The following is a 21,317-nucleotide window of genomic DNA, read 5'->3' as shown; positions in this document are numbered from 1 at the left end:
TTTAAATTCTTTTGTTATATACAAAATAAATTTCAAAAAGGGGCGAACTGATATGGAAGTTATATGGGAAGAGCCGTATGAGTCTTTTTCAAGATTTATAAATAAAAATGGTTATAAATCTTTGCTGATTATATGCGATAAAAACACCTTTGATGTGTGTGCTAATAAAGTCAAAGAAACAGCTGAAAAAGCCAATATTAAATATAAGATTGTATGTTTTGAGCCAGATGTTGTGGCAGATGAGTATGCGCTTGGAAAGGTTTTGTTTGAGATAGAACAAGCAGATATATTTGTGGGGGTAGGAAGTGGAACAATCTCTGACATAACACGGTATACAGCATACAAGTTCAAAGTCCCGTTTGTTTTGTTTCCAACAGCACCTTCAATGGACGGGTTTGCTTCTTCTGTTGCAGCACTTACCATAAATGGTTTAAAAACAACAGTCTTGGCATCATCGCCAGAGTTTATCTTTGTGGATATGGAGGTGATAGAAAATTCACCTGAAATTTTAAAGAAGGCAGGATTTGGAGACTTGATGGGTAAGATTACTGCTCTTCTTGACTGGCAACTTTCGCACATTATTTTTGATGAGACGATAAATTTGGAAGTTTTACAAATTGTGAAAGATACATATCTAAAAACTCTGAAATCAGTGGGCGAAAACCACTTTCATAAGAATTTATTGGAAGGTCTAATAACCTCTGGTATTATGATGGCAAGAGTTAACTCTTCGCGTCCTGCGTCAGGCTGTGAACACCATCTTTCTCATTTTTGGGAATATCACAGAATAAAAACTTATCATGGGATAAAAGTTGGGCTTGCAACCCTTTATGTGCTGAGGTTTTATGAGCACTTTTTAAATCTTGATAAATCCAGAATTCTTGAAAGGAAAGAATATAAAGTAGATATTAAAGCGTGGGAAGATATGATAAAGAGAGGATTTCAACCAACTTTTGAAAGTATAATAAAGCAAAATATTGGAAGAGTAAGCAAGTTAAATGATAAAGAGTTTAGGAGTAATGTGATAAACAGGCTTGTTGAAAAGAAAGAGGTTATAGATAAGTTGATAAGAGACGCAATTGGTGTGTATGGTGAGCTGATTGATGCTTACAAAAAACTTGAAATGCCCATGAATTATTGGGAGATTGGTATAGATGAGAATCTTTTTAAGATATCATTTTTATGTGCACCGAATATCAGAGAAAGGTTTACCATACTGCATTTGTACGAATTTTTAGGCTTGACAGATGAAGTTGTACGAAGCTTCTGAGTATGTTCTGTTTTGATACCAGCAATTTTGGGAATAAATATTAATGAAAAATGATTGTATTGGTGATGAGTTTATGTACAAGGTATTGGTTGTTGACGATTCGGCATTTATGAGACAGCTCATAAAATCTATTTTAGAAAGTACAGGCAAATTTGTTGTTACAGTTGCTCAAACTCCTCTCATTGCACTTGACAGGGTTAGAAAGTTCAAGTTTGATGTGATAACAATTGACTATGAAATGCCATATATGAACGGTGTTGAGCTTATAAAAAAGATAAAAGAGATAACAGATACAAAGATTTTGATGATAAGTGCGTACACGCGCCCAGGAGCTTACACTACATTTGAGGCATTGTCAGCAGGCGCTTTCGATTATATTCTAAAGCCGTCTTCTGAAGAAGAACTTGAAGAGTTCAAGTATGAGCTAATCAAAAAACTTACTGCGGTGTGCGAAGAGTGTAAAAAGGAAGACACATCAAAAGTACATGAACTTCCAGCTGCCGTTGAAGGAAAAATTTTACTGGAAGAGAGTATTGTTGAGAGGGTAAGGTTGGCAAGGGTTATCGGTATAGGTATATCCACGGGTGGTCCACCAGTTTTAGAAAGGATGTTTAAGTCATTGAAAAAAGATTTTCCTATTCCTATTCTTGTTGTTCAGCACATGCCGCCAAACTTCACAAAACCGTTTGCTGACAGACTTGCTACCATTACATCAAAATGTATAAAAGAAGTTTCTGATAAGGAAGAGATAAAGGGTGGTTGCATCTACATTGCGAAAGGCGGTTATCATTTAGCAGTGGAAGAGATGAATGGAAAGCTCTTTACACGGGTGCTTGACCTTGAGAAGATAAAAAGCCACAAACCTTCGGCAGACATTCTTTTCAGTTCAATAGCAGAAGCCTGTGGAAGAGCTTCTGTTGGAATTGTGATGACAGGAATGGGTTCTGATGGGAGCGACGGGATTTTAGAGATGAGAAAAAAAGGGGCGCTCACAATTGCACAGGATGAAAAAAGTTGTGTGGTTTTTGGTATGCCAAAAGCGGCCATTGAAAAGGGAGCAATTGAGCTTGTTTTAAACCCTGACCAGATTGTTGAGCTTTTAAATAGAGTATGAAGGGTTTAATAAAGATTGACAATTCTCAAAAAAGATGACCACTGGAAAAGCTTTTAAGTAAGTGGTCATCTTTATTTTTTAAAACTTGGACAGAAAATTTTATTCACTTCATTGACACAAAAAAGTGCTTATGTTATAATAACAAAATGCGTTAATATGGGTATAACTTCCTTTCAACTTGGACTATTCCAATTAAAGCTGAGATATCGTGAGGCTTTCAAGAATAGATTGTATTTTTAAGGAAATAATAATAAAGATAAGGAAATTTTTTAAGAGGTGATATAGTTGGCACTACCTCGTCCTGTGCAATATGGCAAAGTTCAAAGAATGAGTTATGGTAAGGTTAAGGAAGTTCTGGATTTGCCATATCTTTTGGAAATCCAGAAAAAGTCATTTCAATGGTTCTTAGATGAAGGACTGAGAGAGGTCTTAAGAGAGATATCTCCGATTAAAGATTACAGTGAGACCTTGCTTTTGGAGTTTGTAGACTATTATTTTGATGGGCCACCTAAATATTCGGAACAGGAGTGCAAAGAAAGAGATGCAACATATGCAAGACCTCTAAAGGTAAAGGTCAGACTTATAAACAAAGAAACAGGTGAGATAAAAGAACAGGACATTTATATGGGCGAATTCCCAATTATGACTGAAACAGGAACATTTATCATCAACGGTGCGGAAAGAGTTATTGTAAGCCAGCTCATCCGTTCACCTGGGTGTTACTTTGCATCTTCCATTGATAAGCAAGGAAGAAAGATATTTTCAGGGACTCTTATTCCAAACAGAGGTGCGTGGCTTGAATTCGAAACGGATGCAAGCGAGCTTTTGTCTGTCAGACTTGACAGGACAAGAAAGGTTTCTCTCACAACCCTGTTGAAGGCTTTTGGGCTTTACAATCAGCAGATGATATTTGAAAAGTTTGGCGAGGATGAGAGATTGAAAGCTTCGCTTGAGAAAGAAGCCAATAAAGGTGAGCTTGGCAATCCAGTTGAGAATGCACTTTTAGAGGTATATAGGAGACTTAGACCTGGTGAGCCGCCAAATGTTGAAAATGCTCGAAATCTTCTTTACAATATGTTTTTTGATCCGAGAAGGTATGATTTAGCAAAAGTGGGAAGATATAAATTCAACAAAAAATTGTCGCTGTGGAAGAGGATTTTCAACAAAAGAGCTGCCCAGGATGTAGTTGATCCGAGGACTGGAGAGATATTGGTCAAAGAAGGAGAGGTAATTACAAGAGAGATTGCTACTCAAATTCAGGATGCTGGTATCAACGAGGTATGGGTATATGCAGATGAAGAGAGAGAATTTAAGGTTGTTGGAAACAATACAGTAAAACTTGATAGATATGTAGAATTTGATGTATCTGACCTTAACATAAAAGAGCTTGTTTACAAGCCTGTTTTGGAAGATATTCTTAAGACAACAAATGATGTTTCTGAGATTAAGAGGCTTATAAAAGAAAGAGAAAGAGAACTTGTTCCATACTGCCTTACAATAGACGATATATTTGCAGCAACAAGCTATTTCTTGGGGCTCAAGTATGGTATCGGTACAACTGATGACATTGACCATTTGGGCAACAGGAGGGTAAGAGCAGTAGGCGAACTTTTGCAGAACCAGTTCAGAATTGGTCTTGCGCGAATGGAAAGAGTTATTCGTGAGAGAATGAACATACACGATATTGATACAGTAACTCCTCAGACACTGATAAATATAAGACCAGTAACAGCAGCTATCAAGGAGTTTTTTGGTTCAAGCCCGCTGTCACAGTTTATGGACCAGGTAAATCCACTGGCAGCACTTACAAACAAAAGAAGACTTTCAGCTTTGGGACCAGGTGGACTTTCGAGGGACAGAGCAGGATTTGAAGTGAGAGACGTGCATCATTCTCATTATGGAAGGATGTGTCCTATCGAGACGCCAGAAGGTCCAAACATTGGTCTTATAACCTCTTTGGCAACATATGCAAGGGTCAACGAGTACGGATTTTTGGAAACGCCTTACAGAAAGGTTGACAAAAAAGAAGCAAGGGTTACAGACGAGGTTGTGTATCTTACTGCTGATGAAGAAGACACATACAGGATTGCTCAGGCAACAGAACCTGTTGATGAAGAAGGAAGATTCATAAATCAAAGAGTTACAGTAAGATTTGGCGAAGAAATTATAGAGGTTGACAAACATGAGGTTGACCTTATAGATATATCTCCAAAACAGATAGTTTCAGTTTCAACATCGCTTATTCCATTTTTGGAGAACGACGATGCAAACAGAGCTCTCATGGGTTCTAACATGCAGCGCCAGGCAGTGCCGCTTTTGACAACAGAGTCTCCGATAATTGGAACAGGTGTTGAATACAGGGCTGCGGTTGACTCTGGTGTGTGCATTCTTGCCAAAAAAGATGGTGTTGTTGAAAAGGTATCTGCTGATGAGATTGTTATCAGAAATAATGATGGAACAAAGGATGTATATCATCTTTTGAAGTTCAAAAGGACCAACCAAGGAACATGTTTTAACCAAAGACCGATAGTCAGAAAAGGCCAAGAAATCAAAGCAGGAGAAGTTATAGCAGACGGACCATCAACTGACCATGGAGAGCTTGCACTTGGCAAAAATGTTCTTGTTGCATTCATGCCATGGGAAGGATATAACTATGAAGATGCTATTTTGATTTCAGAAAGACTTGTTAAAGAGGATGTTTATACATCCATTCATATAGAAGAATATGAATGTGAGGCAAGAGATACAAAGCTTGGTCCTGAGGAAATAACAAGAGATATTCCAAATGTAGGTGAAGATGCAATAAAGGATTTAGATGAAAGAGGAATCATTAGAATTGGTGCCGAAGTAAAAAGTGGTGATATTTTGGTTGGGAAAGTTACTCCCAAAGGTGAGACAGAGCTTACTGCAGAAGAAAGATTGCTTCGTGCTATATTTGGTGAAAAGGCAAGAGAGACAAGAGATACTTCATTGAGAGTACCACATGGCGAAGGCGGAATAGTTGTAGATGTAAAGGTATTTTCGCGCGACAAAGGAGACGAACTTCCACCTGGTGTGAACCAGCTTGTGAGAGTATATGTTGCTCAGAAACGAAAAATCTCTGTTGGCGATAAAATGGCGGGTCGACATGGTAACAAAGGCGTTATTTCAAGAATTTTGCCAGTTGAAGACATGCCATTTTTACCGGATGGTACACCTGTTGATATAGTTTTAAATCCTCTTGGTGTGCCATCACGTATGAACATTGGTCAGATTTTAGAAACACACCTTGGATATGCGGCAAAAGCGCTTGGATGGAAGGTTGCAACCCCTGTTTTTGACGGTGCAAAAGAGGAGGATATTGAGGAGGCATTAAAGCTTGCAGGTTTGAAACCAACGGGGAAGACCATTCTCTATGATGGCAGAACAGGTGAGCCATTTGATAATGAAGTAACTGTTGGTTACATGTACATGCTAAAGCTTGTACATCTTGTTGATGATAAAATCCATGCACGATCAACAGGACCGTATTCGCTTGTTACTCAGCAGCCTCTTGGAGGTAAAGCTCAGTTTGGTGGTCAGAGATTTGGCGAGATGGAAGTTTGGGCGCTTGAAGCATACGGTGCTGCATATACACTGCAAGAACTTTTGACTGTGAAATCTGACGATGTGACAGGAAGAGTCAAAACTTATGAAGCAATAGTGAAAGGTGAAAATATACCAGAGCCTGGGATACCAGAGTCTTTCAAGGTGCTTGTAAAAGAGCTTCAGAGTTTGTGTTTAGATGTCAAACTCTTGTCAGAGGACAACAAGGAAATTGAGCTAAAAGAATCTGTCGATGAGGATGAGCAGCCACAAGGGCTTGGAGCTTTTGAGATAGGCGACGATGAAATAGAAGATGACAAAGATATTCAAGATGACAAGGAGAAGTTTTATGAGGATTTGATGAATGCAACGCAAGAAGACGACCAAGGTGATATAGATGATATAGATGAGTAAAACCTCAAAAAGGTGGGTGTTAAGACCGATGGATTTGTTCAATTTCGATGCTATTAAAATCAGTCTTGCTTCTCCTGAAAAGATAAGAGAATGGTCGCGCGGTGAGGTTAAAAAACCAGAGACCATAAACTATAGAACACTCAAGCCCGAAAAAGATGGACTTTTCTGTGAAAAGATTTTTGGTCCAACAAAGGACTGGGAATGCCACTGCGGAAAATATAAAAAGGTCAAATATAAAGGTGTTGTTTGTGATAAGTGCGGTGTTGAAGTGACAAAAGCAAAGGTAAGACGTGAGAGAATGGGGCACATTGAACTTGCTGCCCCTGTCTCTCACATCTGGTATTTTAAAGGTGTCCCAAGCAGAATGGGACTTATTTTGGATATGACACCACGAAATTTAGAAAAGGTTTTGTACTTTGCTGCATATGTGGTAATTGACCCAGGCGATGTACCAAATTTGGAAAAGAAACAAATTCTTTCTGAAAAAGAGTACAGGGAACTAAAAGAGAAGTATGGCGACAGGTTCAAGGCAGGAATGGGAGCAGAGGCAATTAAAGAGCTCTTGAAAGAGATTGACCTTGATAAGCTATCGCAGGAGCTGAGGCAAGAACTTGAAACTGCAACAGGCCAGAAAAAGTTAAAGATAATCAAAAGGCTTGAGGTTGTTGAAGCTTTTAGAAAATCTGGTAACCGTCCTGAATGGATGATACTTGATGTTATACCTGTTATCCCACCTGAACTTCGTCCAATGGTCCAGCTTGACGGCGGAAGGTTTGCAACATCAGACCTAAATGACCTTTACAGAAGAGTGATAAACAGAAACAACAGGCTCAAAAAACTCATGGATTTGGGTGCACCAGACATAATCATTAGAAATGAAAAGAGAATGTTGCAAGAAGCTGTTGATGCTCTTATAGACAATGGAAGAAGAGGAAGACCGGTAACAGGTCCTGGTAACAGACCACTAAAATCACTTTCTGATATGCTCAAAGGAAAGCAGGGAAGATTCAGACAGAACCTTTTGGGGAAAAGAGTTGACTATTCAGGGCGTTCTGTTATAGTTGTAGGGCCTGAGCTTAAGATTTACCAGTGTGGTCTTCCGAAAGAGATGGCTTTAGAGCTTTTCAAACCGTTTGTCATGAAAAAGCTTGTTGAAAAAGGAATTTGCAACAACATAAAAAATGCAAAAAAAGCTGTTGAAAGACAGAGAAGTGAAGTTTGGGATATATTAGAAGAAGTAATAAAAGACCATCCAGTACTGCTAAACCGAGCACCCACTTTGCACAGGCTTGGTATTCAGGCTTTTGAGCCAGTACTTGTTGAAGGAAGGGCTATAAGACTTCATCCACTTGTTTGTACAGCGTACAATGCTGACTTTGACGGTGACCAGATGGCGGTACACGTTCCACTTTCTGCCGAGGCTCAGGCTGAAGCCAGGTTTTTGATGTTATCTGCAAACAACCTGTTAAAGCCGGCAGATGGCAAACCTATTGTAGTTCCAACCCAGGATATGGTTTTGGGAATTTACTACCTCACTCTTGAAAAGAAAGGTGACAAGGGTGAGGGGATGATATTCTCATCAGAAGAAGAAGCGCTTTTGGCATATGAGCACAAAGTTGTTGGTCTTCATGCAAGGATAAAGGTTAAAAGAACAGCAGAAGTAAACGGAGAAGTTATCTCTGGACTTGTTGAGACAACAGTTGGCAAAATCATATTAAATCAGGTAATACCGCAGGACCTTGGTTTTGTTGATAGAAGCAAGAGAGAAAATCTTTTGAAGTATGAAATTGACACACTTGTTGACAAAAAGATGCTTGGAAAAATTATTGACAGGTGTATAAAGGTTTATGGAAATACCCGAACGGCAGAGATACTGGACGAGATAAAAGAACTTGGATTTAAATTTTCAACAAGAGGAGCAATTACCATCTCAGTTTCGGACATGGTAATTCCAGAAGTCAAGCAAAAGCTCATAGCAGAGGCAGAACAAAAGGTTGAGAACATTGAAAAACTATACAGACATGGTTTGATTTCTGACCAAGAAAGATATGAACAGGTAATTTCTATATGGAACCAGACAAAAGACAAGCTTACCGAAGAGCTTATCCAGAGCCTTGATGAGTTCAATCCAATATTTATGATGGCAAATTCGGGTGCAAGGGGTTCCAAAAACCAGATATCACAGCTTGCTGGTATGAGGGGACTGATGGCAAATCCGTCTGGTAAGACAATAGAGATGCCGATTAAATCAAACTTTAGAGAAGGACTCAATGTTATAGAGTTTTTCATCTCAACACACGGTGCACGCAAAGGGCTTGCTGACACAGCGCTCAGAACTGCAGACTCAGGATATTTAACAAGAAGACTTGTGGATGTTGCACAGGACATAATTGTAAGGGAAGAGGACTGTGGTACAGACAAAGGTATATGGGTTGAAGAGATAAGAGATGGCACAGAGGTAATTGAAACACTTGAAGAGAGGATTATTGGAAGATATGCAGCTTCTGATATTGTTGATGAAAAAACAGGTGAAGTAATAGTAAGCAAAAATGAGCTCATTACAGAAGAAATAGCTAAAAAGATAATAGATGCAGGAATCAACAGGGTATATGTAAGGTCAGTTTTAGAGTGCAAAACAAGATACGGTGTTTGTACGAAATGTTATGGACTTGACCTTGGTACAGGGCAGCCAGTGAATGTAGGAGAAGCAGTTGGTATCATTGCAGCACAGGCTATAGGTGAGCCGGGTACTCAGCTTACAATGAGAACATTTCACACAGGTGGTATTGCTGGGCAGGACATTACGCAAGGTCTTCCAAGGGTTGAGGAGCTGTTCGAGGCAAGAAAACCAAAGGGTGTTGCTGTGATTTCTGAAATAGAAGGGTATGTTTCAATAAAAGAAGACAAAAAGAGGACAATAACAGTTCGAAATGACAATGGTGAAGAGAGAACGTATGAGATACCGTACGGAGCAAGATTAAAGGTAAACGATGGGGATTATGTTCAGGCAGGAGATGAGCTGACAGAAGGTTCGATAAATCCGCACGACCTTTTGAGGATAAAAGGACCAAGAGGTGTTCAGAGCTATCTTTTAGCTGAGGTTCAGAAAGTTTACAAGATGCAGGGCGTTGACATAAACGACAAGCACATAGAGATAATAATCAGACAGATGATGAAGAAGGTCAAGATAGAAGACTCTGGTGATACCGAACTTTTGCCTGGTGACATTGTAGAGATACACAGGTTTGAAGAAGAGAACGACAAGGCAATAGCAGAAGGAAAACGTCCTGCGCTTGGCAGAAGGGTGCTTCTTGGAATAACAAAAGCAGCACTCTCTACTGAGTCGTTCTTGTCTGCTGCATCATTCCAGGAGACGACAAGGGTATTGACAGATGCAGCAATAAAAGGGAAAGTTGATCCTCTGATTGGTCTTAAGGAAAATGTCATCATTGGTAAGCTAATTCCTGCAGGAACTGGAATGGCAAAGTACAGAAATATTGTTATTGAAGAGAACCAGTAAGTTAGAAGTTTGAGTGGGTATACCTTAAAAAAGGTATACCCGCCAACAAGCAAAAATTTTTTTAAGATTACAACAAAAACAAAACAGGATGTGGTTTTAAACTTTCTTGACATAAAATAATTTGAGTGTTATTATATTTGAGTGTAATTTTACACCTTCCATGTAAAAGAGGGAGGAAGTGAATTTGTCATCATCAGACATTGAAGCTTTAAAAACTTCACCAAAGACAGTTGGTGCGCGCCAGACTGCCCAAGCTATCCAAAAAGGCAAAGCAAAGGTTGTTTTTGTCGCAAAGGACAGCGATGAGTGGGTAGTGAGGGATATAATAGATATGTGCAAGCAAAAAGGAATAAAGCTTGTATTCGTGGATTCCAAAAAAGAGCTTGGGAGAATTTGTGGTATAAGTGTGGCAGCATCGTCTGCCGCGATAATTGAATAAGATTTTTTCAAGGAGGTGCAAGAATGCCAACAATAAACCAGCTTGTTAGGTACGGCAGAGAGAAAAAAGTTGAAAAGTCAAAGGCACCAGCACTTCAAAAGGGTTTTAACTCTTTGAAGAAAAAGTATTATGATATCAGCTGTCCTCAGAGAAGAGGGGTTTGTACAGTTGTCAAAACTGTTACGCCTAAAAAGCCAAACTCAGCTTTAAGAAAAGTTGCAAGGGTAAGACTTACAAATGGTATTGAAGTGACAGCGTACATCCCTGGTATTGGTCACAACTTACAGGAACACTCAGTTGTGCTGGTAAGAGGCGGAAGAGTCAAGGACCTGCCAGGTGTTAGATACCATATTGTAAGAGGCACTTTGGACTGTGCTGGTGTTGCTAACAGAAGACAGTGCCGTTCCAAGTACGGTGCAAAAAGGCCAAAACAACAAGCAGCAGGCGCTGCAAAGAAATAAAAGATGTAAAAAGTATACGAAAAGAGCAGCATGAATATTTACAGTTTTGTAGAAGGAGGGGAATAGCTTGCCAAGAAAAGGGCCGGTTAAAAAGAGAGAGATATTGCCAGACCCGGTGTATAATGACAAGGTTGTTGCAAAGCTTATTAACAAAGTTATGTATGATGGTAAAAAATCAATTGCTCAGAAGATTGTATATGGTGCATTTGATATTATAAGAGAAAAAACAGGCAAAGATCCACTTGAAGTGCTTGAGGCAGCTCTCAACAATGTAATGCCTGTATTAGAAGTTCGTCCAAGAAGAGTTGGTGGTGCAACATACCAGGTGCCCATCGAGGTTGCACCAGATAGAAGGCTTTCTCTTGGAATTAGATGGCTTGTTGAGTATGCAAGAGAGAGAAAAGACAAAAGGACAATGAAAGAGAAACTTGCAGCAGAGATTATGGATGCAGCTAATAATACAGGTGGCGCAGTCAAAAAGAAAGAAGATACTCATAGAATGGCAGAAGCAAATAGAGCATTTGCACATTACAGATGGTAATACTATTTTGACAAGGAGGACAGAAGAAATTGCCCAGGCAGTTTCCACTTGAAAAAACAAGAAATATAGGTATTATGGCTCATATAGATGCGGGGAAAACGACAACAACAGAAAGAATTCTCTTTTACACAGGTAAGGTTCACAAGATGGGTGAAGTCCACGAAGGAACTGCTACCATGGACTGGATGGAGCAGGAACAGGAAAGAGGCATCACAATCACTTCTGCTGCTACAACATGTGAATGGAAAGGTCACAGGATAAACATTATTGACACACCAGGACATGTGGACTTCACTGTTGAGGTAGAAAGGTCTCTGCGCGTGCTTGATGGTGCAATTGCTGTGTTTTGTGCGAAAGGTGGCGTAGAACCACAGTCAGAGACTGTTTGGAGACAGGCTGACAAGTACCGTGTTCCAAGGATAGCTTATGTCAACAAGATGGACATAATGGGTGCAAACTTTTTCAATGTCATTGAGATGATGAAAGAAAGACTTGGTGCAAACCCGGTTGCAATCCAGGTTCCAATTGGGAAAGAGGATACTTTCAGAGGTATTGTTGACCTTCTCACAATGAAGGCTATAATCTATGTTGACGACCTTGGAAAAGTATCTCAGGAAACAGAGATTCCAGAGGACGTAAAAGACATTGCTGAAGAGTATAGAATTAAACTTTTAGAGGCTGTTGCTGAGACTGATGAAGAGATTATGATGAAATATTTAGAGGGTGAAGAGATTACAGTTGAAGAGCTCAAGGCTGCAATAAGAAAAGCTACAATCAACATGCAGATGACACCGGTACTTTGCGGTTCATCATATAGAAACAAAGGTGTTCAGCCACTTTTAGATGCAGTTGTTGACTATCTGCCATCACCGGTTGACATTGCTGCAGTAAAAGGATTTTCACCTGACACTGGTGAAGAGATTGAAAGAAAGACAAGTGAAGATGAACCATTCTGTGCACTGGCATTTAAGATTATGTCTGACCCATATGTTGGTAAACTGACATTCTTGAGAGTTTACTCAGGTGTTCTTCATGCAGGATCATATGTTTATAACTCAACAAAGAACAAGAAAGAAAGAGTAGGAAGACTTTTGCACATGCATGCAAACCACAGAGAAGACGTTGATGCAGTATATGCCGGTGATATCTGTGCAGCAATAGGTCTTTCCAATACTACAACAGGTGATACCCTCTGTGATGAAAATCATCCAATTGTCTTAGAGTCTATGGAATTCCCAGAACCTGTTATACAGGTTGCTATTGAACCAAAGACTAAAGCTGACCAAGAGAAGATGGGTATTGCACTGCAAAGACTTTCCGAAGAAGACCCGACATTCAAGGTATCTACAAACCACGAGACAGGGCAAACTCTCATTGCAGGTATGGGAGAGCTTCACCTTGAGATTATTGTTGACAGAATGAGAAGAGAGTTCAAGGTAGAGGTCAATGTAGGTAAACCTCAGGTTGCTTACAAAGAGACAATCAAGAAATCTGTCAAGGTTGAAGGAAAGTATATCAGACAGTCTGGTGGTAGAGGTCAGTACGGTCACGTTTGGCTTGAGCTTGAACCGCTTGAAAGAGGTGCAGGGTATGAGTTTGTCAACAAGATAGTCGGTGGTGTGATTCCAAAAGAGTTCATACCATCTGTCGATGCAGGTGTCCAGGAAGCAATGCAGTCAGGTGTTTTGGCAGGATATCCTGTAGTGGATGTAAGAGTTACGCTGTTTGACGGTTCATACCACGAGGTTGACTCGAGCGACATGGCGTTCAGAATTGCAGCAGCTCAAGCGTTCAGAGAAGGTATGAAAAAGGCAGACCCAGTACTCTTAGAGCCTATTATGAAGGTCGAGGTTGTTGTGCCTGAAGAGTACATGGGTGATGTCATGGGTGATATCAACTCCAGACGTGGAAGAATTGAGGGCATGGAACTTAGAGGAAATGCCCAGGTCATTCGTGCATATGTTCCGCTTGCAGAGATGTTTGGTTACGCAACAGACCTGAGGTCAAAGACACAGGGTCGAGGAACATACACCATGCAGTTTGACCACTATGAAGAGGTTCCAAAGAATATTGCTGATAAGATTCTTGAAATGAAGAATAAATAAGTGTTAAAATAATCTTAAACTGCGGTTGCAATTTTAAAAATTCACATAAATAAAATATTATTGTGAAGGAGGATAAAATCAGGATGGCAAAGGCTAAATTTGAAAGAACAAAACCACACGTAAACATAGGTACAATTGGACACGTTGACCATGGAAAAACAACATTGACAGCTGCAATCACAAAGGTTTTAGCTCTCAAAGGTAAAGCACAGTTTATGGCTTATGACCAGATTGACAAGGCTCCAGAGGAAAGAGAAAGAGGTATTACAATCAACACAGCACACGTTGAGTATGAGACAGACGCAAGACACTATGCACACGTTGACTGTCCAGGTCACGCTGACTACGTCAAGAACATGATAACAGGTGCTGCTCAGATGGACGGTGCAATCTTGGTTGTGTCTGCAGCAGACGGTCCAATGCCACAGACAAGAGAGCACATTTTGCTTGCACGACAGGTTAACGTTCCATACATCGTTGTATTCCTCAACAAGGTTGACATGGTAGACGATCCAGAATTGATTGAGCTGGTTGAAATGGAAGTAAGAGAGCTTCTTTCCAAGTATGGCTATCCAGGCGACGAAGTACCAATAGTAAAAGGTTCAGCTTTGAAGGCTTTAGAGTCAACATCACAAGACCCAAATGCTCCAGAATATCAGTGCATCTTAGAGCTCATGGATGCTGTTGACAAATACATCCCAACACCACAGAGAGACATTGACAAACCATTCTTGATGCCAATTGAAGACGTGTTCTCAATCACAGGTAGAGGTACTGTTGTAACAGGTAGAGTTGAAAGAGGAACACTCAAGACAGGCGAAGAGGTTGAAATAGTTGGTTTTGCTCCAGAGCCAAGAAAGACAGTTGTAACAGGTATCGAGATGTTCAGAAAGGTACTTGACGAGGCTGTTGCTGGTGACAATGTAGGGTGCCTTCTCAGAGGTATTCAGAAGAATGAGGTTGAAAGAGGTCAGGTTCTTGCAAAGCCAGGCACAATTAAACCTCACACCAAATTCAAAGCACAGGTTTACGTTTTGACAAAAGAAGAGGGTGGAAGACATACACCATTCTTCAATGGTTACAGACCACAGTTCTATTTCAGAACAACAGACGTTACAGGAACAATCACACTGCCAGAGGGTGTAGAGATGTGCATGCCTGGCGACAACGTTGAGATGACAGTTGAGCTTATCTCTCCAATCGCTATTGAGTCAGGACTCAGATTTGCTATCCGCGAAGGCGGAAGAACAGTTGGTGCAGGTTCTGTTACAACAATAATTGAATAATCAAAAAAGCCCAAGCCTAAGGTGAGAAAAGCTTTAAAGCTTTTCAGACTTAGGTTTGGGCTTTTTTTGGCTCAAAAGATTTTGTCCAAGATAAGGTGCTTCAAGGAGGTGTTTTTAACAAATCGTATGCCACGAATAAGAGAGTATTATCACAATATGATTCAAAAACTCAAGTCCCATCAGACAGAAGAGTATATGATTGATGAGTTTGTCTACAATCTTCTAAAAGAGTTTTCGCTGAATCTCAATAAGGAAATAGCAATTGTTTTGAACAGAAAAGGGAGAATTGAAGAGGTTCTAATAGAAAAGAAAGAATTTGCAGAGCTTGAAAACCAAGATTCTTTTCCTAAAAAGGCAGCGTTAATCTTTACAAAGTTATCTTCTGCATCACATCCTTCTATGCTTGACCTCTCCACACTTATAATGAAAAAGTATGACTATGTTATGACAATCTCGCTAAAAACTAAGGAGGCTACCATAGCTTTTTGGGGAAGGTATCTAAAAGAGGTTGAAACGGTTGGACCACACAAAATAGAATATTTTTACAATCTTGATATCTCATCCAAGATTTCAGAAGTGGATGAAAAGCAGAGGGAAAGAGAAAAAATTCACGAGATTTTGACAGAAAAAGAGGAAAGGGCTCTGCTTGTTGATGTGTGGCCAAAAAGTTCGTCTGAACATGACAGACACCTTTTTGAAGAGCTTGAGAGCCTGTGCAAGACAGCAGGGGTTAAAGTTGTTGACAAGGTGGTACAAGTAAGAAGGAGCATAGACCCTGCGTATTTTATAGGAAGGGGTAAGGCAGAAGAGATACTTTCTATCTGTCAGCAAAAAGACATTGACGTTGTGATATTCAACAGAGAACTTTCGCCTGCTCAGATAAAAAACTTAGAAGAGCTGCTTTTGAGAAAAGTGATAGATAGAACTGATGTTATACTTGACATATTTGCAAGGCGTGCAAGGACCAAAGAGGGAAAACTTCAGGTAGAACTTGCACAGCTTTTGACCCTGCTTCCGCGTCTGCGTGGGACTGGAGTGCTACTTTCAAGGCTTGGTGGTGGAATAGGGACGAGAGGGCCTGGTGAGACCAAGCTTGAGATTGACAGGAGACATATCCAGCGCAGGATTGAAGAGATAAAAAAAGAGCTTGAAAAGGTGAAAAAAAATAGAGAAGTTCAGAGGAAGAGCAGGGTAGAAAACCAGGTGCCGGTTGTATCAATAATTGGTTACACAAACGCAGGCAAGTCTACTCTCATGAACAGAATCTCAAAAGCAGATGTTCTGGTAGAAGATAAACTATTTGCAACACTTGATACTACAACAAGAAGAGTGTACCACAAGGGCAAAGAATTTTTGCTCACTGATACTGTTGGGTTTATAAGAAACTTGCCGCATCATCTTGTTGAGGCGTTTTCCTCAACATTAGAAGAGGTCAAGTATTCAAACCTTATACTGAACGTTGTAGATATATCTGACCCATATTATTATGACCACATAAAAGTATCTGAGGATTTGCTAAAGCAGCTTGGAGCAGAAAATATCCCTCTTATAAGGGTTTATAACAAGATAGATAAAGTGGACCTTTCAAGTGTGGATGTGTTTGACAATCTTCCACATGTTTTTATCTCTGCTCAGGATGGCAGAGGTATTGATACTTTGCTTGATATGATTGTTGAGAGGATTTAATTATATGAAATTTGTTGAATATGATGAATAAAGAGGGTATTATTAAAGTAGGGGGAAATTTTTATTAAAATAAAAGAAAGGGGTTGTCCGCATTGCTAATCCGTAATTGTGCTGGTGGAGTTGTGTTCTACCAGGGAAAAATCTTTATCATGAAGAACGAAAAGGGCGAATGGGTGTTTCCAAAAGGTGTTATCCGAAACGGCGAGATTGCGCCCGAAGTTGCGGTAAGAAGGGTCAAGGAAGAAGTTGGGATTGATGCTTCAATTCTCTCCACAGCAGGTCAAACAAGTTATGAGTTCTATTCTGTCACACGTCAGAGACCAGTTTGTAACAAGATTATATGGTATATCATGGAAGCAAAATCTCCCGAATTTTTGAAAGAGAACAAGGAAGAGAACGTTTTTGATGCCGGGTATTTTGACATTGAAGAGGCTATCCAGAAGATTACTTACAGCCAAGACAAGGCTCTGGCATCTTGTGCGTATGAACAGTACAAACAACTTGTGAATATTTAAATCACAATTTATAATATATATGGTGCAAAATTTTGACGGGCTGTCATTGAATTTAACATAAAATGACAGCCCTTTTTGATATGAAAATAGGTGTGTGATAATAAGAAAAAAGGAGATTAAAATAAAAATGGGATTTAAAACTATTGCTCAAAATGTCCGAGTAGAATTTGTTGAAAGAAAGTCAAGGTTCATTGCATCAGTTTTCAGGGTAGAAAATCAGCATGAGGTTAATACCTTCCTTGACCAGGTCAGAAAAGAGTTTTATGATGCAACACACAACGTGTATGCCTATACATATGGTATTGAATATCCTGTACAAAAATATTCGGATGATGGTGAGCCGCAGGGTACAGCCGGGCTTCCTGTCATGGAGGTAATAAGAAAGAGCAATGTTTCAAATGTGCTAATTGTAGTAACCCGCTATTTTGGCGGAATCCTGCTGGGCGCGTCAGGACTTGTCAGGGCGTATACACAGGCAGCTAGCCTCGGGCTTGAAAAAGCAGGTATTTTGGAGTATCATGAGTGTGAAGAGGTTTTACTGAGTATAGAATATTCTGATTTTGAGAAGATTAAATGGCTTGCTTCAAGGTTTAATACAAAGATAGAGAAGATTGAATATTCGCAAGTTGTAGATTTGTTGCTGGCAATCAAAAAAGAAGAGGTGGATGAGTTTATAAAGAACGTTTCAGATATTACATCCGGCAACTTCCTGGCTGACAAAAAAGGGATAGTTTTAAGAGCAATTTAGGAAAAAGGATGTGTATGTGCTGTGAACAAGAAAGAGAATGTGTGTAAATACCTTTTTACAAATCCACTTTATTTTGTTCAGAACATTTCGCTTCTTAACAATTTTGTAGCAGGAATAGCAGTGTTTTTGATATATATTGCACTTTTTACAATCTACGTTTACCTTCAGATTAGAAAAGGGTATGAAATAATGCCAGGGGAAGCAGGTCTTGTATTTTTTACAGACAGAATAAAATCCGATTTGGAGAATTTAAGACTGGCAAGGCTTATCATTACCCTTTTTTCAAACCAGATTTTTAGGCTTTTTATACTGGCGACCATAGTATTCTTAACAGCCTCCATTGTTACAAGAAAAAGAGCAAATATTTCCCAAGTGATAACCACGCTGACAGTATCATACCTTCTTCCATGCTATGCATTTTTGGTGGGTATTATCTTTTGGTTTTTACCCATCGGTTATGTAGTTTTTAAAGTGTCAGAGATGTTTTTCTTGATATCCGTTTATGAAGCACTTTCAAAGGGTTTCGGAATAACAAGAACAAAGGCCTTGGCAGTAGTATTTGTGATTGTGCTTTTCTACTGTTTGCTTTATATATATTCACCTTCAGTATTTCTTACGCCTTTTCTGATATAAAAGGATAAAGTAGCTAATTAGAAAGTATCCTGCTAAAAACAGAATAATAAAAACTTGCATTGAAGTTATGTTCAGATAAATGAGTATGGCAAATATAAGCAGGCACACAACTGCAAGTTGAAAGATGAGAAAGATTATTCTTTTTTCAAGAACGAATTCAAACTCAAGCTTTGCTATCTTTTCAATCATTATAATACATGAAATAAGGGCAAATATATTTGAAATCCAAATATAAGGGATTTCACTTTTGAAAAGTAATATTGCTGGGATATAGGCTATCAATCTTGCTACTGTCAGTACTGTATTTAAAATAAAATTAAAATTGACCTTATCAAGTGCATTAAGTAAACTTGAAAGTACAACAGAAAGATAATAAAATGCTATTGCAGGTGCAATGTGTTTAAGATACACTCCTGCTTGAGGGTTTTTGTATAGCAAATTACAAATCTGTACAGGAAAAAGTAAGAATATGCATGTTGCTGGCAATGAAATAGCAATGGTAAGCAAGAGAAAAGAGTTTATTCGAGAGTTTAGAGTTTTTGTGTTAATCTTTGTTTCAGAGATGGTAGGAACTATTATTATGGATAGTGAATTTATTATTACAAGTGGCAGGGTTGCTGCTGGGAAGCTCATGCCATTTATTATTCCATAGATGGAGATTGCTTTGGTTTTTGTATTGCCGATGCTTTCAAACATTTTGGGAATTATCATATTTTCAAATGATTGAAAAATCATTCCAAGGACACTGGCTGTGGCAAGTGGCACAGATACTTTGAATATATTAGAGGAAATCTGCACAATCTCAGAAAGCTTAATCGTAAATCGAATATTTTTGTATTTGAGCTTATATGATATCCAAAGGAAACTCAGACTTGAAAGTTCTCCTATAAGAATCCCTAAGAAAGACAAAAATAGCTTTGTGTCAAGCGAAGATGACTTTGCTACTGTCAAAAAAATGGGACAGGTGACAGAAAGTCTGACAATATTTTCAAACACCTCTGCCAAGGCAGGTGGAGTAGGATTTTGAATGCCATAAAAAAAGCCTTTCAAAATAGCTGACTGGGTGACAACCACAATACACACAATAAGAGGGTAGACCTTGTGTTTAAGATGTGAAGTAGCAAATACAATGTCACAGAAAAATGGATTTAATGCACAAAACAATATGGCAATTATAATGCTCCAGAAAAAGAGTATCCTGCTGATCACAAAGACAACTTTTTCTTTTAGCCCAGCTGAATAGCAGTTTTCAGCAATATATTTTGAAATGGCTGTCAAAATCCCACCGCTTGATATGCTGTAAAACAGGTAATAAAGTGTCATGCCAAATGTATAAAGTCCCATACCAACAGAACCAATTCTGCGCGATATGAACACTCTGTAAAAGAAAAAAAGACTGTATGTTAAAATATTACAAAGTGTAAGTATTACAATTTGGTTTAAAATCTTTTTATTCATCTTTCTTTCATAACAAATCAATCTTTGTTCATTATTAAATCTTATGTATCAATTTCATTTGACATTAGCTCTAAATCTAATTTATAATTCCATATTGAGCACAATAGCAGCTTAAAAGGTAGGGGGAAGCAAACTATGTCTGGACATTCAAAGTGGGCAAATATAAGGCACAAAAAAGAAAAGACAGACGCACAGAAAGGGAGACTTTTTACAAAACTTGGTAGGGAACTTATGGTTGTTGCAAAGATGTACGGCCCTGATCCTGAGACAAACCCGAAGCTCAGGGATGTAATCGCAAAAGCTAAGGCAAACAACATGCCCATGGATAAGATAATGGGGTTTATAAAAAGGGCAGCTGGTGAGATTGACACAACAGGATACGAAGACATTACGTACGAGGGCTATGGACCTGGCGGAGTTGCTGTTATTGTTGAGGCAATGACAAACAACAGAAACAGAACGGCCGGAGAGCTTAGACACATTTTTGACAAAAATGGTGGCAATCTTGGTCAAACAGGCTGTGTTTCATGGATGTTCAGCAGAAAAGGTGTCATAGTTATTGAAAAAGAAAGTTTTCCAGATGAGGACTTTGTGATGGAAAAGGCGTTAGAGTATGGTGCTGAGGATTTCTCCTCAGAGGACGATATATATGAGATAATTACATCACCTGAGGATTTTTCAAAGGTCAGAGAAGGTCTGGAAAAAGAAGGTTTTACATTTATAAGAGCTCAGATAGAGATGATTCCTCAGACAACTGTAAAACTTTCAAGTGAGGATGCCCAGAAGATGAGAAGACTTATTGACATGCTCGAAGACAACGATGATGTAAAAGAGGTTTATCATAACTGGGAAGAAAATGAAGAGTAAATTCTATGTATAGCAGTGGGTTTGGCAGGGAATAATAGTAAAAAAAGTTTGAGTACTCATGGGGGCCACAAGAAAATGAAACTGTATTTTAAAACTGCCACGCTCACTGCTATTATTATTTTCTTGTTCATAGTGTCGTTTGCAGTGGGGTTTACTATAACATTAGAAAGAGGAAAAGTGAAATCTGAAAAGGACATAAAAGGCAAGAACGTAACACAGATTGCATATATAAACAAAGATATAGAAGGCAGGATAGCTGATAACACTTTGTTTGTTGTAAGAAAATATTTTAAAGGATGTGGACATGTCATCGAAGAGAAAAAGTTAGTACCAAAAGAGTATGTAGGGATGTCAAAGCAGGACTTTAAAAATATGTTTGCCGGCTGGGAAATAGATGCATTTAGCTCTAAGTATGTGGTGATAAGCCGTGTATTTGACGGTTTTTGTCCCAATCATTTTATAATTTCTATAAAAGACGGAAGAGTAGCTATATTTTATTCGCAACCTGTAGATGGTGATACTCTAAAGCTCATTACTCCAATTAGTATTGAGAACTTACCAGAACAAGAGGTCAATGATTTAAAAAAAGGAATCGTGGTCAACTCGTTTGAAGATGCAATAAAGATAATTGAGGATTTTGGAAGTTAAAAAATTTTATGTAACACAGTTTACCCATAATTCATATTATGTTAATGG

General features: G+C 38.9%; 16 protein-coding genes. 15 read left to right on the top strand and 1 reads right to left on the bottom strand.

The window, feature by feature from the left end; genetic code table 11:
- The first annotated feature begins 52 nt into the window (after positions 1–52).
- From CALHY_RS09525 to CALHY_RS09465, 13 genes are all read left to right on the top strand, one after another.
- Positions 53–1,270: an iron-containing alcohol dehydrogenase gene (locus tag CALHY_RS09525; RefSeq protein ID WP_013403748.1), complete on the top strand. Its 1,218-nt coding sequence runs from the start codon at positions 53–55 to the stop codon at positions 1,268–1,270.
- A gap of 43 nt (positions 1,271–1,313) precedes the next feature.
- Positions 1,314–2,384, top strand: a complete 1,071-nt coding sequence (gene cheB / locus CALHY_RS09520; RefSeq protein WP_013403747.1) for a chemotaxis-specific protein-glutamate methyltransferase CheB — start codon at positions 1,314–1,316, stop codon at positions 2,382–2,384.
- A 285-nt stretch (positions 2,385–2,669) separates the two neighbouring features.
- Entirely contained in the window at positions 2,670–6,362 is a 3,693-nt protein-coding gene (gene rpoB / locus CALHY_RS09515; RefSeq protein ID WP_013403746.1) for a DNA-directed RNA polymerase subunit beta, read from the top strand.
- Between the two features lie 28 nt (positions 6,363–6,390).
- Positions 6,391–9,882: a DNA-directed RNA polymerase subunit beta' gene (rpoC, locus tag CALHY_RS09510; protein WP_013403745.1), complete on the top strand. Its 3,492-nt coding sequence runs from the start codon at positions 6,391–6,393 to the stop codon at positions 9,880–9,882.
- 184 nt (positions 9,883–10,066) lie between these two features.
- Positions 10,067–10,321 carry a L7Ae/L30e/S12e/Gadd45 family ribosomal protein gene (locus CALHY_RS09505; RefSeq protein WP_013403744.1) on the top strand — a complete coding sequence of 85 codons (255 nt, stop codon included), beginning with the start codon at positions 10,067–10,069 and terminating at the stop codon, positions 10,319–10,321.
- 23 nt (positions 10,322–10,344) lie between these two features.
- The gene (gene rpsL, locus CALHY_RS09500) at positions 10,345–10,782 is read left to right on the top strand and encodes a 30S ribosomal protein S12 (protein WP_013403743.1); all 438 of its coding nucleotides are present in this window, start codon (positions 10,345–10,347) and stop codon (positions 10,780–10,782) included.
- Positions 10,783–10,849: 67 nt separating this feature from the next.
- Positions 10,850–11,323, top strand: a complete 474-nt coding sequence (gene rpsG, locus CALHY_RS09495) for a 30S ribosomal protein S7 (RefSeq protein WP_013290053.1) — start codon at positions 10,850–10,852, stop codon at positions 11,321–11,323.
- A 29-nt stretch (positions 11,324–11,352) separates the two neighbouring features.
- Entirely contained in the window at positions 11,353–13,428 is a 2,076-nt protein-coding gene (gene fusA, locus CALHY_RS09490; RefSeq protein WP_013403742.1) for an elongation factor G, read from the top strand.
- Between the two features lie 83 nt (positions 13,429–13,511).
- Complete coding sequence (gene tuf / locus CALHY_RS09485; protein ID WP_013403741.1) at positions 13,512–14,714, top strand: elongation factor Tu; 1,203 nt, start codon at positions 13,512–13,514, stop codon at positions 14,712–14,714.
- Positions 14,715–14,870: 156 nt separating this feature from the next.
- Positions 14,871–16,400, top strand: coding sequence for a GTPase HflX (hflX, locus tag CALHY_RS09480; protein WP_013403740.1), 1,530 nt, complete (start codon positions 14,871–14,873; stop codon positions 16,398–16,400).
- 92 nt (positions 16,401–16,492) lie between these two features.
- Entirely contained in the window at positions 16,493–16,915 is a 423-nt protein-coding gene (locus tag CALHY_RS09475; protein ID WP_013403739.1) for an NUDIX hydrolase, read from the top strand.
- A gap of 127 nt (positions 16,916–17,042) precedes the next feature.
- Complete coding sequence (locus CALHY_RS09470) at positions 17,043–17,663, top strand: YigZ family protein (RefSeq protein WP_013403738.1); 621 nt, start codon at positions 17,043–17,045, stop codon at positions 17,661–17,663.
- A gap of 21 nt (positions 17,664–17,684) precedes the next feature.
- Positions 17,685–18,296 (top strand): hypothetical protein, encoded by a 612-nt coding sequence (locus CALHY_RS09465; protein WP_013403737.1) that lies wholly within the window; start codon positions 17,685–17,687, stop codon positions 18,294–18,296.
- Here the strand turns inward: CALHY_RS09465 and CALHY_RS09460 are convergent.
- Complete coding sequence (locus tag CALHY_RS09460) at positions 18,267–19,754, bottom strand: oligosaccharide flippase family protein (protein WP_013403736.1); 1,488 nt, start codon at positions 19,752–19,754, stop codon at positions 18,267–18,269. The two genes, CALHY_RS09465 and CALHY_RS09460, sit on opposite strands and share 30 nt — an antisense overlap.
- Before the next feature lie 135 nt (positions 19,755–19,889).
- On the opposite strand from CALHY_RS09460, the gene CALHY_RS09455 reads away from it, so the two are divergent.
- Positions 19,890–20,621 (top strand): YebC/PmpR family DNA-binding transcriptional regulator, encoded by a 732-nt coding sequence (locus CALHY_RS09455; protein WP_013403735.1) that lies wholly within the window; start codon positions 19,890–19,892, stop codon positions 20,619–20,621.
- Between the two features lie 75 nt (positions 20,622–20,696).
- Positions 20,697–21,269 carry a BofC C-terminal domain-containing protein gene (locus tag CALHY_RS09450; RefSeq protein ID WP_013403734.1) on the top strand — a complete coding sequence of 191 codons (573 nt, stop codon included), beginning with the start codon at positions 20,697–20,699 and terminating at the stop codon, positions 21,267–21,269.
- The last annotated feature ends 48 nt before the right edge of the window (positions 21,270–21,317 follow it).

The sequence above is a fragment of the Caldicellulosiruptor hydrothermalis 108 genome, from assembly GCF_000166355.1.
GTDB lineage: Bacteria > Bacillota > Thermoanaerobacteria > Caldicellulosiruptorales > Caldicellulosiruptoraceae > Caldicellulosiruptor > Caldicellulosiruptor hydrothermalis.
This window is presented reverse-complemented; position numbering and strand designations above follow the sequence as displayed.